The 13,740-nt window shown below is 54.6% G+C and carries 13 protein-coding genes; 3 read left to right on the forward strand and 10 right to left on the reverse strand.

Going from position 1 to position 13,740, the window contains the following annotated elements; translation table 11 throughout:
- Positions 1–5 precede the first annotated feature (5 nt).
- Positions 6–1,049 carry a GMP reductase gene (locus GRPL_RS24875; RefSeq protein WP_032689473.1) on the reverse strand — a complete coding sequence of 348 codons (1,044 nt, stop codon included), beginning with the start codon at positions 1,047–1,049 and terminating at the stop codon, positions 6–8.
- A gap of 345 nt (positions 1,050–1,394) precedes the next feature.
- On the opposite strand from GRPL_RS24875, the gene coaE reads away from it, so the two are divergent.
- The 3 genes from coaE to yacG are packed head-to-tail and all read left to right on the forward strand — an operon-like array spanning position 1,395 to position 2,965.
- On the forward strand, positions 1,395–2,015 hold the full coding sequence (gene coaE / locus GRPL_RS24870) for a dephospho-CoA kinase (protein ID WP_032698157.1): 621 nt from the start codon (positions 1,395–1,397) through the stop codon (positions 2,013–2,015).
- Positions 2,015–2,758 (forward strand): cell division protein ZapD, encoded by a 744-nt coding sequence (gene zapD / locus GRPL_RS24865; protein WP_032698158.1) that lies wholly within the window; start codon positions 2,015–2,017, stop codon positions 2,756–2,758. Before coaE ends, zapD begins: the two co-directional genes overlap by 1 nt.
- 9 nt (positions 2,759–2,767) lie before the next feature.
- On the forward strand, positions 2,768–2,965 hold the full coding sequence (gene yacG / locus GRPL_RS24860) for a DNA gyrase inhibitor YacG (RefSeq protein WP_032689477.1): 198 nt from the start codon (positions 2,768–2,770) through the stop codon (positions 2,963–2,965).
- Positions 2,966–3,012: 47 nt separating this feature from the next.
- On the opposite strand, the gene mutT is transcribed toward yacG, so the two are convergent.
- The 9 genes from mutT to murC form a co-directional block, all read right to left on the reverse strand.
- Positions 3,013–3,408: an 8-oxo-dGTP diphosphatase MutT gene (mutT, locus tag GRPL_RS24855; protein ID WP_032689478.1), complete on the reverse strand. Its 396-nt coding sequence runs from the start codon at positions 3,406–3,408 to the stop codon at positions 3,013–3,015.
- 58 nt (positions 3,409–3,466) lie between these two features.
- On the reverse strand, positions 3,467–6,172 hold the full coding sequence (gene secA, locus GRPL_RS24850) for a preprotein translocase subunit SecA (protein ID WP_032689479.1): 2,706 nt from the start codon (positions 6,170–6,172) through the stop codon (positions 3,467–3,469).
- A gap of 59 nt (positions 6,173–6,231) precedes the next feature.
- The gene (secM, locus tag GRPL_RS24845; protein WP_032698160.1) at positions 6,232–6,726 is read right to left on the reverse strand and encodes a secA translation cis-regulator SecM; all 495 of its coding nucleotides are present in this window, start codon (positions 6,724–6,726) and stop codon (positions 6,232–6,234) included.
- A gap of 252 nt (positions 6,727–6,978) precedes the next feature.
- Complete coding sequence (gene lpxC, locus GRPL_RS24840; RefSeq protein ID WP_004857886.1) at positions 6,979–7,896, reverse strand: UDP-3-O-acyl-N-acetylglucosamine deacetylase; 918 nt, start codon at positions 7,894–7,896, stop codon at positions 6,979–6,981.
- A 100-nt stretch (positions 7,897–7,996) separates the two neighbouring features.
- The gene (ftsZ, locus tag GRPL_RS24835) at positions 7,997–9,148 is read right to left on the reverse strand and encodes a cell division protein FtsZ (protein ID WP_004857884.1); all 1,152 of its coding nucleotides are present in this window, start codon (positions 9,146–9,148) and stop codon (positions 7,997–7,999) included.
- Positions 9,149–9,210: 62 nt separating this feature from the next.
- Positions 9,211–10,473, reverse strand: a complete 1,263-nt coding sequence (gene ftsA, locus GRPL_RS24830) for a cell division protein FtsA (RefSeq protein WP_004857881.1) — start codon at positions 10,471–10,473, stop codon at positions 9,211–9,213.
- The gene (ftsQ, locus tag GRPL_RS24825; RefSeq protein ID WP_004857878.1) at positions 10,470–11,303 is read right to left on the reverse strand and encodes a cell division protein FtsQ; all 834 of its coding nucleotides are present in this window, start codon (positions 11,301–11,303) and stop codon (positions 10,470–10,472) included. Before ftsQ ends, ftsA begins: the two co-directional genes overlap by 4 nt.
- Before the next feature lies 1 nt (position 11,304).
- Positions 11,305–12,225 (reverse strand): D-alanine--D-alanine ligase, encoded by a 921-nt coding sequence (locus GRPL_RS24820; RefSeq protein ID WP_032698162.1) that lies wholly within the window; start codon positions 12,223–12,225, stop codon positions 11,305–11,307.
- Positions 12,218–13,693, reverse strand: coding sequence for a UDP-N-acetylmuramate--L-alanine ligase (gene murC, locus GRPL_RS24815; RefSeq protein WP_032689482.1), 1,476 nt, complete (start codon positions 13,691–13,693; stop codon positions 12,218–12,220). The genes GRPL_RS24820 and murC overlap by 8 nt, the downstream gene beginning before the upstream one ends.
- Between the last annotated feature and the right edge of the window lie 47 nt (positions 13,694–13,740).

Below are 13,740 nucleotides of genomic sequence, written 5' to 3' on the forward strand. Positions count from 1 at the left end.
TGACATTACAGGCTGTTGAACACGCGGTTCTCTTGTTCCTGCACGCGAATGAAGGTCGTGCGCTTGGTCAGCTCTTTCAGGCGAGAGGCACCCACATAGGTGCAGGCAGAACGCAGGCCACCGAGGATATCACGAGCCGTGTTCTCTACCGGTCCACGCAGCGGCAACTTAACGGTTTTGCCTTCCGCAGCGCGATACTGCGCAACGCCGCCAACGTGGCGCGTCATGGCGGATTCGGAGCTCATGCCGTAGAACAGCATGAATTTCTCGCCGTTTTCTTCAACGACGGTACCACCGCTCTCTTCATGGCCGGCCAGCATTCCCCCCAGCATGACAAAATCTGCACCGCCGCCGAAGGCTTTCGCCACGTCACCAGGCATCGTGCAACCGCCGTCGCTGACGATCTGGCCACCCAGGCCATGCGCCGCGTCAGCACACTCGATAACGGCAGACAGCTGCGGATAACCGACGCCGGTCTTCACGCGAGTGGTACATACGGAACCCGGGCCGATGCCCACTTTCACAATATCAGCACCGGACAGAATCAGCTCTTCGCACATTTCGCCCGTAACAACGTTACCCGCAATAATGGTTTTCTGCGGCCAGGCGGCACGCGCTTTAGCGACGAACTGAACAAAATGTTCAGAATAACCATTCGCCACATCGATGCAGACGAAGCTAAGCTGCGGATTCTGAGAAAGGATCTGCTGGGTTTTTTCGAAATCGACATCCGAGGTCCCGGTGGACACCATGACGTATTTCAGCACCTCTGCGGACACCGACTGGACAAACTCCTGCCATTGTTCAACGGTATAGTGCTTGTGAACTGCGGTCAGAATACCGAAAGAGGCCAGCGCTTTCGCCATGCCAAACGTCCCGACGGTATCCATGTTAGCGGCAATGATCGGCACGCCAGACCAGGACAGGCCAGAATGTTTAAAAGTGAATTCACGTTCCAGCTGAACATCAGAACGGCTTTTGAGGGTAGAGCGTTTTGGGCGGATAAGAACGTCTTTAAAACCAAGCTTCAGATCTTCTTCGATACGCATGTACGAATTCCTGGGGTTAATTGCATTATTGTGAGAGCACAACTCCAGTGACGTTATCATACGCACGAATCATGGCTGCGCAAGACTGCGATTTTCACTTTTTTTACGCTACAATCGTATAAATTTACCTGGTGAACAGTGAATGGCGCGCTCGCAATAATTGACGCCCGGCGTATCATTTTTAACCACTTGATTTATATATACAAAACAATCCAGTATATACTGTGATGGCCTTTTATTGGCCTGTAGCCACCTTGATGGATAGCGTTCGCCGGGTCGTGGTGCTTATCAAAACGGGCGCCTCTGAAGAGTAATGTGTATATGGTCAGTTCAGGATCGGAGCGTATGAGGTATACGGTAGCGTTAACAGGCGGCATTGGCAGTGGCAAAAGTACCGTGGCCGATGCATTTTCCCGGCTTGGGATTAACGTTATTGACGCTGACATTATCGCCCGCCAGGTTGTAGAACCCGGAACCACCGCGCTTCAGGCCATCGCCACTCACTTTGGTTCACAGATGCTCAATGATGACGGCACGTTGAACCGCCGCGCTCTGCGTGAAAAAATCTTTGCTCACCCTGAGGATAAAACCTGGCTTAACGGGCTATTGCATCCGCTCATTCAGCAGGAAACTCGCCGGCAGATGCTGGCCGCGAGCTCCCCTTATCTTCTCTGGGTCGTCCCCTTACTGGTAGAAAACCGGCTGGCCGCGAATGCCGATCGCGTGCTGGTCGTTGATGTTCCAAAAGAGACGCAGATCGCGCGTACGATGCTTCGCGATCGGGTCAGTCGTGAACATGCAGAACATATTCTTGCCGCCCAGGCGACGCGCGAACAGCGCCTTGCCGTTGCGGATGATGTCATTGAAAACATGGGCCCTCCGGATGCCGTCGCATCGGATGTTGCCCGCCTGCACGAAAAGTATCTAATGCTGGCATCGCAGGCCGCCTCACAGGAAAAATCGTAATGCACACCCCCGTTCTGTTTGAACATCCACTCAACGAGAAAATGCGCACCTGGCTGCGTATTGAATTTTTGACTCAGCAATTGTCCGTTCATCCGACAATCGCCAGCTACGCCGATGCACTCCATTTTTTCCGCAACGCGGGCGATCTTTTAGATGTACTGGAACGTGGAGAGGTCAGGACGGACCTGCTAAAAGAGCTGGAGCGCCAGCAGCGGAAATTACAGTCATGGGTAGACATTCCCGGCGTCGATGGCGAACGTATTGACGCCTTGCGTCAGCAGTTGAAGCAGTGCGGCGCCACGCTGATGTCCGCGCCGCGCATCGGACAATTCCTGCGTGAAGACCGTTTGATTGCGCTGGTACGCCAGCGTCTGAGCATTCCCGGCGGCTGCTGCAGCTTTGATTTGCCCACGCTGCATATCTGGCTGCACATGCCGCAGGCATACCGTGACGAACAGGTCGGAGTCTGGATAGCCAGCCTTGCTCCGCTGACGCAATCTCTGGTGCTTATCCTCGATCTGATTCGTAATGCCGCCCCATTCCGTAAGCAGACCAGTCTCAACGGCTTTTATCAGGACAATGGCGAAGATGCCGACCTGCTACGTCTGCGGCTGGGTATTGCCAGCCAGCTCTATCCTCAAATCTCCGGCCATAAGAGCCGTTTCGCTATCCGCTTCCTGCCGCTGGATAGCGAGCTCGGGGTCGTACCTGAGCGTTTTGATTTTGAACTGGCCTGTTGTTAAGGAGAAATAATGTCAGAAGAGACGATCGTCAATTGCCCCACCTGCGGTAAATCCGTGGTCTGGAACGCACAGAGCCTGTACCGGCCCTTTTGCTCTAAACGCTGCCAGCTGATTGATCTGGGTGAATGGGCTGCAGAAGAAAAACGCATTCCCAGCGCGAGCGATCTGTCCGATAGCGATGGCTGGAGCGAGGAACAGCAACCGTGACCGATTTCCGGACAAGGCAACATCACGCCTTGTCCGGGAACGCTGATTCAGGAAGCCGCCTGCACTAATTTGGTAATAATGGGTTCATTCGCCGGCGGAAACGCCTCAGGGACTAATGCCCGTTGCGCAATCCACTGCCCGGGCTGCCCCTCTTTCCCCCACGGCTCGCCGGACCACTCTTCCACCAGCCAGAACCACAGGGTAATGTGGCGGTCCGGGAACTGATACTCCAGCTTATCAAACAGGCGGGATGAGCTTACCGTAATCCCCACCTCTTCCTGCAGTTCACGCACCAGCGCCTGTTCCGCAGATTCTCCGGCTTCAATTTTACCGCCGGGAAACTCGAGTTTATTGGCCATATGGGCATCGGCGGCTCGCTGGGTGATAAAGATCTCCCCTTGCGGATTGCGGATAATACCCACGGAAATTTGCAGTTGTTTCATCGTGATCATTCCATAAAAAAGGCGCAGATATCTGCGCCTTTATTTTCATGCTCTGAGCTTAGTTCAGACGGCCGTGGCACTGCTTATATTTTTTACCGGAACCACACGGGCAAGGATCGTTACGCCCCACTTTCCGCTCGCCGGTTTCCTCAGCCAGCGCAGCCGCGGCGGCAGTATCGTCATCCTGATGGCTAAGCTGTTGCATCTGCGCCAGACGTTCGGCTTCCTCGCGGCGCTGTTGCTCCATTGCCTCAACCTCTTCCGGCATCCGCACCTGAACCTTACTCAGTGTGCTGATCACTTCATACTTCAGTGATTCCAGCATCGCGGCAAACATGGAGAAGGACTCACGCTTGTACTCCTGCTTCGGATCTTTCTGCGCATAGCCGCGCAGATGAATACCCTGACGCAGGTAATCCATCGCCGCGAGATGCTCTTTCCACAGGGAGTCCAGAGTCTGCAGCATCACGCCCTTCTCGAAATGACGCATCATTTCGGCGCCAACAACTTCTTCTTTACGCTGATAGGTCTCAATTGCGCTCTGCAGAATACGCTCGCGCAGTGTCTCTTCATGCAGCTCCGGTTCTTTGTCCAGCCACTCTTTCAGCGGCAGCTCGAGGTCGAAGTCATTTTTCAGACGTTCCTGCAGACCTTCAACATCCCACATCTCTTCCAGAGACTGCGGCGGGATATGGGCATCGATGGTCGCTTTGAACACATCTTCGCGGATGCTGTTAATGGTTTCGCTGACATCAGAAACGTCCAGCAATTCGTTACGCTGACTGTAGATTGCGCGACGCTGATCGTTAGCAACATCATCATATTCCAGCAGCTGCTTACGAATATCAAAGTTGCGGCTTTCGACTTTACGCTGTGCGTTAGCGATGGCCTTGGTGACCCACGGGTGCTCAATCGCTTCGCCTGGTTTCATCCCCAGCTTGCGCATCATGCCGGAGACACGGTCGGAGGCAAAGATACGCATCAGGGCATCTTCCATCGACAGGTAGAAGCGAGAAGAACCGGCATCACCCTGACGACCAGAACGGCCGCGCAGCTGGTTATCGATACGACGGGATTCATGACGCTCGGTACCAATAATGTGCAGACCGCCCGCCGCCAGAACGGCATCGTGACGAACCTGCCAGTCGGCTTTAATCTGCGCGATTTGCTCCGGTGTCGGATCTTCCAGCGCAGCGACTTCGGCTTGCCAGCTCCCGCCGAGCATAATATCCGTACCACGACCAGCCATGTTGGTGGCGATGGTCACCGCTGACGGGTAACCCGCCTGGGCAACGATATCCGCTTCGCTGGCGTGGAACTTCGCGTTCAGCACGTTGTGCTTGATACCGGCCTTGGTCAGTTCATGGGAAACCACTTCCGATTTTTCAATCGAAATAGTACCGACCAGAACCGGCTGACCTGCGGCAGTGCGCTCTTTGATATCTTCGATGATCGCCTGAATTTTTTCCGCTTCGGTCATATAGACCAGATCCGCCATATCTTTACGGATCATCGGGCGGTTAGTCGGCACCACTACGGTATCCAGCTTGTAGATAGAGCTGAACTCGAAGGCTTCGGTATCTGCCGTACCGGTCATCCCCGCCAGCTTCTCATACAGACGGAAATAGTTCTGGAAGGTGATGGAGGCCAGCGTCTGGTTTTCATTCTGGATATCCACGCCTTCTTTCGCTTCAACGGCCTGGTGGAGACCATCAGACCAGCGACGCCCCTGCATCGTACGACCGGTATGCTCGTCGACGATGATCACTTCGCCATCTTTGACGATATAGTCAACGTCACGGGTGAACAGCACGTGCGCGCGCAGCGCCGCCGTCACGTGATGCATCAGCATAATATTGGACGGCGAATACAGCGATTCGCCTTCGTCCATGATCCCTTCCTGCACCAGCAGCTCTTCGATCAGCACCAGACCGCGTTCGGTCAGGTTAACCTGGCGCGCTTTTTCATCAACGGAGAAGTGGCCTTCACCGGTAAAGGTGTCGGAATCTTCTTTATCCTGACGAACCAGGTGCGGGATGATTTTGTTCACGCGCTTGTACATTTCCGAGCTGTCTTCTGCCGGACCGGAAATGATCAGCGGGGTACGCGCTTCATCGATCAGAATCGAGTCCACCTCATCCACCAGCGCATAGTGCAGTTTACGCTGAACGCGCTCTTCCGGGCTGAACGCCATATTGTCGCGCAGGTAGTCAAAGCCGTATTCGTTGTTGGTACCGTAGGTAATATCCGCACCGTACGCTTCACGTTTGGCTGGCGCCGGTAAACCGGACATGTTGATCCCGACGGTCATACCGAGGAATTCAAACAGCGGACGGTTGTTTTCAGCATCACGCTGTGCCAGATAGTCGTTGACGGTAACCACGTGAACGCCTTTACCGGACAATGCATTCAGGTAGGCCGGCAGCGTTGCGGTCAACGTTTTACCTTCACCGGTACGCATTTCCGCGATGCAACGCTGGTTAAGCACCATACCGCCCAGCAGCTGGACGTCGAAGTGGCGCATACCAAATACACGTTTACTGGCTTCACGAACCACGGCAAAGGCTTCCGGGATCAGGCTCTCCAGGCTTTCGCCCTTTTCAAGGCGGGCACGAAACTCAGCGGTTTTACCTTTCAGCTCGTCATCGGAGAGCTTTTCCATCTCCGGTTCCATGGCATTGATGAGGCCAACGGTTTTGCGCATACGGCGCAGGGTACGATCGTTACGACTACCGAAAACTTTAGTTAATAATTTGATTAGCATAATAAAATCTCAAACGCCCCGCGATGCGGAGTCACAAAAAAGAATCATCCGTTTTTAGTTCAGCTGAGACGTTGAGGTCCTGCGCGAATCCCTGCCACCTGGCTAAGCCAGGCCGAGACAGAAAATGCAGAATGGGACGGGGTGTAAGCCGCCTGGCGAACGATCACCGGCGGTTTGCTCTCCTGCGTCAGCAGTGCGCTGAGCGTGTCAAGTAAAGCCAGATGCTGCGCCTGGAATGGCGAAGGCTCTTCGGCAACCGGCAGCGCTTGCGGCGCCATCGCAAATGAGAGATGACGAATAACCGTGCGGATCGCATGCTGATGCCAGTAATCGACGGTAAAATTCGGTCGACGGCTGGCGTCAAGCAGCGCCAGCTGGGAGAAATTGACTTTATTCGGGCTGTGGTTGCTGGCCGTGGTTTTCGTCGGCGAGGCCGTTTCGTGGCTATTGCTCAGCGCAGGCAGGCCAAAGCTAGCCGCGACCATCCCCAACAGGAGATGCGGCCAGAAATACCGTCTGCCAAACTGTCGCCAGCGCGTCAGCAATCCACTCACGTACGTTACCTTTAGTTGAAGCAACCCCAGGAAATATTTTTTGCGCCCAAATACTACCATTAATACTGCACGACAGCAGCAGGAATGACGGTTGCGACAAGGCAAAAACGTTCAATAAATCAGCGAACGAACAATGAACAGCGCCGCAGAATCAGGGCAGAACCAGCAGGGGAAGGCAAAAAAAGAAAAAAGACTGGCTCCCTGGTCGGAGAGAGTACCAGGTTACCAGTCTGTTTTACTGAATGGTCAGGCTTATGCCATAACCATTGACGGTGCGCGGAATGCCAGCGGCAGTTCTGCTTCGTCTTCGAAAGTCACGTACTCCCAGGCTTCCTGTTTTGCCAGAACAGCCTGCAGCAGTTTGTTATTCAACGCGTGACCTGATTTGAACGCCGTGAATGCACCGATGATATTGTGACCACACATAAACAGGTCACCGATCGCATCCAGCATTTTGTGGCGCACAAACTCATCTTCAAAGCGAAGACCGTCTTCGTTCAATACGCGATAATCGTCAACAACGATGGCACAATCGAAGCTGCCGCCCAGGCACAGGCCGCGGGACTGCAGATATTCGATATCACGCATAAAACCAAAAGTACGAGCGCGACTAATCTGGCGCATAAATGCATCAGCAGAGAAGTTCATCGCATAGCGCTGGCTGCTTGCATCAATCGCCGGGTGGTTAAAATCGATGGTAAAATCCAACGAAAAACCATTATACGGTTTGAATTCAGCCCATTTGTCGCCATCTTCGACCCGAACGGTCTCTTTGATGCGTACAAATTTCTTGGCACAGTTCAGTTCATCGATGCCGGCGTCCAGCAGCAGATAAACGAACGGAGCAGCGCTACCATCCATAATTGGAATTTCCGGCGCATCGACTTCAACAACGATGTTGTCAATGCCGAGGCCTGCCAGTGCGGCATTCAAGTGCTCGACAGTCGAAATCCGCACGTCATGCTCGTTCACCAGGCAAGTACAGAGCATGGTATCACGCACAGATTTGGCATCAGCCGGAAAATCAACCGGTGGATTCAAGTCGGTGCGACGATAGATGACCCCGGTATTTGCCGGCGCAGGGCGCAACGTCAGGGTGACTTTCTTGCCGGTATGCAAACCGACGCCAGTCGCCTGAACGATACGTTTAAGAGTCCTTTGTTTGATCATCGTATAATCTCGCCAAGTTACCTATCCAACCGAAGTGTACAATACATTCGGGTGGGCAGTTTAGCACAAAGAGCGCTGATGCCCAACTTCCAGCCAATTCTTAATCAGCTTGCTTACGCAGGAACGCTGGGATATCCAGATAATCCGGCTCTTTCGCAGTTTGCGGTGTATTGTCGTTCACCACCTTGGCAACCGGTTTCTGCTCTTGAGTTAACGGAGCCATACCGTGCTGCTGGTAGCGATCCATGACCGGCTGCTGAACCTGTTTGTTGGTCACCAGGGTAATTTCCGGACGCTTGTCCATACCGATACCGGTGGCCACAACGGTAACACGCAGTTCGTCGTTCATATCCGGGTCAAGGGAAGTACCGATAACCACGGTCGCATTATCCGAAGCGAAAGCACGGATAGTGTTACCCACGGTTTCGAACTCATCCAGACGCAGGTCGAAGCCGGCCGTAATGTTGACCAGAACGCCGCGCGCGCCGGAGAGATCGATATCTTCCAGCAGCGGAGAAGAGATAGCCATTTCAGCCGCTTCTTCCGCACGGTCTTCACCGCTCGCCACGCCGGAGCCCATCATCGCATAGCCCATTTCGGACATTACGGTACGCACATCCGCAAAGTCGACGTTCATCAGACCCGGACGGGTAATCAGTTCGGCGATACCCTGCACTGCGCCTTTCAGCACGTCGTTTGCTGCGCCGAAAGCGTCCAGCAGAGAGATGCCGCGGCCGAGAACCTTCAGCAGCTTGTCGTTCGGAATGGTGATCAGCGAATCCACATGCTTGGACAGCTCAGTGATCCCCTGCTCGGCGAACGCCATGCGCTTTTTGCCTTCAAAATTAAACGGCTTAGTGACCACCGCAACGGTCAGGATGCCCAGGTCCTTCGCCACTTCAGCGACGACTGGCGCTGCACCGGTACCGGTGCCGCCACCCATACCTGCCGCGATAAACACCATGTCTGCACCATCAAGAGCAGCACGCAGCGCTTCACGGTCTTCATCAGCCGCATTGCGACCGACTTCCGGGTTTGCACCGGCACCCAGACCTTTGGTAATACCGCTACCGATCTGAATTGTCTGGCCAACAGCCGTTTTACGCAGTGCCTGCGCATCGGTGTTCACCGCAAAGAATTCAACACCTTCGATGCGCTCGCGCACCATGTGCTCGACGGCATTGCCACCGCCGCCACCGACGCCGATGACTTTAATCACCGCGTCGTTGGTCAGTTCCATAGGTTCAAACATAGTTTCTCTCCGTTTTGTGCCTGTCGCCTGAGAACGCTAATTTTCTGCGTTCTCTTAAAAAATTAAAACTCTTTTCGCAGCCAGCTATTAAGTCGCTTAATCCACGAGCCAACTGATGCAGTTACGCGTTTTTCTACTTCTGCTTCACCACTGAGATGAGATTCCTTCCCGTAGTGCAGCAACCCAACCGCCGTCGAATAATACGGCTCCTGGGCATAATCCGTTAAACCGGTAATATTCAGCGGTGCGCCAATACGAACCTGCGTATGGAACACGCGCTGAGCACAGGCGGCAAGACCTTCGATTTGCGCGGCGCCGCCCGTTAAAACAATCCCTGCCGCCAGATGGTGTTTCACCCCTTGCTGGCGCAGCTGCTCTTGCAGTTGCAGAATCTCTTCATTCACCAGGTTGAGCAGCTCGGTATAACGCGGCTCAATCACCTCTGCCAGCGTCTGGCGCTGCAGACTGCGCGGCGGACGCCCGCCCACGCTCGGTACTTCGACGTTTTCGTCTTTACCGACAATAGAACCCAGCGCACAACCGTGGCGAACTTTAATCGCTTCGGCATCGCTCGGCGGCGTTCCGAAAGCGTAAGCGATGTCGCTGGTGACCACGTTGCCCGCGTACGGGATCACTTTGGTATGGCGCAGCGCACCGCCGGTATACACGGCGATATCCATTGTACCACCGCCGATGTCCACGACGCAGACACCCAGCTCACGTTCATCTTCCGTCAACACGGAATAACTGGCCGCTAAACCGGCGAAAATGAGTTGGTCCACTTTCAGGCCGCAACGTTCCACCGCTTTAACAATATTTTTCGCCATATCGTTATGGCAGGTAATCAGATGGACTTTTGCCTGCATACGTACGCCAGACAGACCCACCGGGTTTTTAATCCCTTCCTGGTAGTCGATAGCGTATTCCTGCGGGATAACGTGCAGGACACGATGCTCATCGCGTACGCGGACCGATTTCGCGGTATGCACCACGTTCTCAACGTCGTCCAACGTGACTTCTTCTTCTGAAATCGGCACCATGCCAATTTCATTTTGACAGCTAATATGTTTACCTGAAAGCGCCAGATACACTGACGAAATCTGGCAATCCGCCATCAGTTCGGCCTGATCAATGGCGCGCTGAACGCATTTCACCACGGATTCCAGGTCGTTAACCCCGCCTTTATCCATACCACGCGATGGGCAACTGCCCACGCCAATGATATTGACCACGCCGTCGGGCAGAACTTCCCCTACTAAAGCGGCAACCTTCGCGGTGCCAATCTCCAGTCCAACTACCAGTTTTCTGTCCGTCGCCTTGATCATTGTTGTTCTGCCTGTGCCTGATTCTGTTGTTGATTAGTTTCCTCTGCGGGAGCAGGTACCCAACCCACCGCCGCGCCCGAGTCATAACGCAAATCAACGTAGCTTATCCGTTTGCCGTCGGTCTGCGCTTGCTGCTGTAGAACCGGGTAGAGTTCCATAAAGCGCTGAAGCCGTTTCATGGTATCGCCTCGGCCAAGGTTGAGCTTAATATCGTTATTCAGCGTCAACTGCCAGGAACGACGTGCGGTCATCGCCGCCACTTTCAACGTGAACTTATCCTTTGCCAGTACCTGCCCCATGTCGCGGTACCCCTGCAACACTTCGTTCTCACTGCCTTCCGGGCCGTACAACATCGGTAAATTCTGCTTATTGGTCCGATCCGCCGGGACGCTGAAGGAATTGCCTTCTACATCGACCATATGTTGATCATTCCAACGCGCAATCGGCACATATTCAACCAGATGAATCTTCAATTCGTCCGGCCACTGCTTTCTGACGCTCGCCTGCTTAATCCACGGCAGACGCTCAATCTGACTCTGGATGATATTGACATCCTGGGTCATAAAGGTCCCCGGGGAACCCAGCGCCAGAATCGCCTGGCGGATATCATCATTACGCGTGTAGTGACGCTCACCGGTAACAACCATCCTGGACAGAGGCAAACGCTGTGCATCCTCCATCCAGCCCAGAACCATCCACCCGCTGACCAACACGGTACATAGCACCGTCAGCAGGAAGACAATCCCGGCCAGACGAGTTCCATTACTCCGACGCGAAGAAGAGGCTTCCTCTTCTTCGTGGTTCCGCGTATTCAGCGCAGCCTGCGACATATCACCCCGCCAGGTCCAGAATTCGAACAACAAGCTGCGAGAAGCTCATCCCGGCCTGACGCGCCGCCATCGGCACCAGGCTGTGGCTGGTCATGCCAGGGGATGTATTTGCTTCCAGCAAATAAAACTGGCCATCGCTGTCCAGCATCACGTCAATACGTCCCCAACCTTTACAACCGAGAACATTCCAGGCTTTAACGACCAGGGCCTGAATTTCTGACTCGCGGGCAGGATCTTCACAACCAGGGCAGAAATATTGCGTCTCATCAGAGAGATACTTCGCCTCATAATCATAGAAGGTTCCAGGCACCTGGATACGAATTGACGGTAAAATTTCTTCACCGACGATAGCGACGGTGAATTCAGGCCCACTAAGCCATTTCTCAATCAGAACATCTTCATCATGCTGAAAAGCCAGCGTCAATGCATTATGTAATGCACAACTTTCGCTGACTTTCGACATGCCGACGCTAGAACCTTCGCAAGCCGGTTTAACAATCAGTGGCAGACCCAGTGCGGCAATCTGCTGTTCCACTTCAGCAGACAGGCCGGCATTGAACTGCGCACGCGTCAGCGCAACCCATGGAGCGACCGGTAATCCCGCGCCCTGCCACAACAATTTGCTGCGAACTTTATCCATGGAGATCGCCGACGCCATCACGCCGCTGCCGGTGTAAGGCAACTGAATCAGCTCCAGCAGCCCCTGCAAGGTCCCATCTTCCCCACCGCGACCATGCAACGCAATAAACGCTTTCTTAAAGCCCAGCGCTTTCAGCTGGGTAACATCCACGTCGCGCGGATCGACAGGGTGCGCATCCACGCCAGCTTCACGCAGACCTGCCAGTACCGCAGTCCCTGAATTGAGCGACACTTCGCGCTCAGCAGAGGTACCGCCGAAAAGAACCGCGATTTTATCAGCCATGGCGCTCCTCCTCCGTTTTTTGCGGCACGAGTTTGATTTCAGCCAGGTGGCGGGCGATTTTTCCAATGTTTCCCGCGCCCTGCACCAGGATCAGGTCATTGCCGGTCAGCACCGATGCCAGCATCTGCGCTGCCTGTGCCGGATCGGAAAGCAGAATCGGATCTACCTTGCCGCGACCGCGAATCGTACGGCACAGCGAACGGCTGTCGGCGCCAGGAATCGGCGCTTCACCGGCGGAATAAACGTCCAGCATCAGCAGCGCATCAACCTGCGTCAGCACGTTAGCGAAATCGTCATACAGATCGCGCGTACGGGTGAAGCGGTGTGGCTGGAATAACATCACCAGATTTTTATCCGGCCAGCCGGCGCGCGCCGCTTTGATCGTGGCATCCACTTCTGTCGGGTGATGACCATAGTCATCGATCAGCATCGCGCTGCCGCTTTTGCCATTAACCTCTGCCAGCGGATATTCACCGAGAAAATCAAAGCGACGGCCGGTTCCCTGGAAACTTTCCAGCGCCCGCAGGATCGCGCTGTCATCAATGCCCTCTTCCGTCGCGACCGCAACCGCCGCCGCCGCGTTCAGCGCGTTATGACGACCGGGCGCATTCAGGGTCACCTGCAGCACCTCTTTATCCTGACGAACCAGGCGGAAGTGGCCCTGGGCGCCAACCTGACGGTAATCCTCTACGCGCACGTCGGCATCTTCGCTAAAACCGTAGGTGGTTATCTGACGGCCAACGCGCGGCAGCAGTTCACGAATCACCGGATCATCGACGCACATCACCGCGCGGCCATAGAACGGCAGGTTGTGCAGAAAGTTAATAAAGGTCTGCTTCAGATTCTCAAAGTCGCCATGATAGGTATCCATGTGATCGGCTTCGATATTGGTCACAATGGCGACCATCGGCTGCAAATGCAGGAACGATGCATCGCTCTCATCCGCTTCCGCAATCAGATAGCGGCTATGCCCGAGGCGGGCGTGAACGCCTGCCGCTTTGACCAGTCCACCGTTGACGAAGGTGGGATCAAGACCTGCTTCCGCATAAATACTGGAGACCATCGCCGTGGTCGTGGTCTTGCCGTGGGTGCCGGCAATCGCGATGCCATGACGAAAACGCATCAGCTCCGCCAGCATTTCCGCGCGACGAATGACCGGAATACGCGCTTCATGCGCGGCAACAATCTCCGGGTTTTCCGCAGAGATTGCGCTGGAAACGACGACCACGCTCGCATCGCGAACGTTTTCCGGGCGATGATTGAAATAGATCGTGGCGCCAAGTTGCGACAGCTGCTGCGTTACCGGATTCGGCGCCAGGTCGGAACCGCTAATCTGGTAGCCTTCGTTAGCCAGAACTTCGGCAATACCGCCCATACCGGCACCACCGATGCCAACAAAGTGAATATGCCGGACGCGACGCATCTCGGGCACTATGGAACGCAGTTTCGCCAGATCTTGTGTATTCATTCTTTACGCCATCAACTTCTTTATACGGGCGGTGAGATTCACCGCGA

The sequence above is a fragment of the Klebsiella planticola ATCC 33531 genome (genome assembly GCF_000735435.1).
Lineage (GTDB): Bacteria > Pseudomonadota > Gammaproteobacteria > Enterobacterales > Enterobacteriaceae > Klebsiella > Klebsiella planticola.

What these genes read in the sequence shown, in the direction of transcription:
- ftsA (WP_004857881.1), bottom strand. Translation starts at nt 10,473, where the DNA reads ATGATCAAGGCGACGGACAGAAAACTGGTAGTTGGACTGGAGATTGGC.
- secA (WP_032689479.1), bottom strand. Translation starts at nt 6,172, where the DNA reads ATGCTAATCAAATTATTAACTAAAGTTTTCGGTAGTCGTAACGATCGT.
- GRPL_RS24875 (WP_032689473.1), bottom strand. Translation starts at nt 1,049, where the DNA reads ATGCGTATCGAAGAAGATCTGAAGCTTGGTTTTAAAGACGTTCTTATC.
- yacG (WP_032689477.1), top strand. Translation starts at nt 2,768, where the DNA reads ATGTCAGAAGAGACGATCGTCAATTGCCCCACCTGCGGTAAATCCGTG.
- zapD (WP_032698158.1), top strand. Translation starts at nt 2,015, where the DNA reads ATGCACACCCCCGTTCTGTTTGAACATCCACTCAACGAGAAAATGCGC.
- GRPL_RS24820 (WP_032698162.1), bottom strand. Translation starts at nt 12,225, where the DNA reads ATGGCTGATAAAATCGCGGTTCTTTTCGGCGGTACCTCTGCTGAGCGC.
- mutT (WP_032689478.1), bottom strand. Translation starts at nt 3,408, where the DNA reads ATGAAACAACTGCAAATTTCCGTGGGTATTATCCGCAATCCGCAAGGG.
- murC (WP_032689482.1), bottom strand. Translation starts at nt 13,693, where the DNA reads ATGAATACACAAGATCTGGCGAAACTGCGTTCCATAGTGCCCGAGATG.
- lpxC (WP_004857886.1), bottom strand. Translation starts at nt 7,896, where the DNA reads ATGATCAAACAAAGGACTCTTAAACGTATCGTTCAGGCGACTGGCGTC.
- ftsZ (WP_004857884.1), bottom strand. Translation starts at nt 9,148, where the DNA reads ATGTTTGAACCTATGGAACTGACCAACGACGCGGTGATTAAAGTCATC.
- ftsQ (WP_004857878.1), bottom strand. Translation starts at nt 11,303, where the DNA reads ATGTCGCAGGCTGCGCTGAATACGCGGAACCACGAAGAAGAGGAAGCC.
- coaE (WP_032698157.1), top strand. Translation starts at nt 1,395, where the DNA reads ATGAGGTATACGGTAGCGTTAACAGGCGGCATTGGCAGTGGCAAAAGT.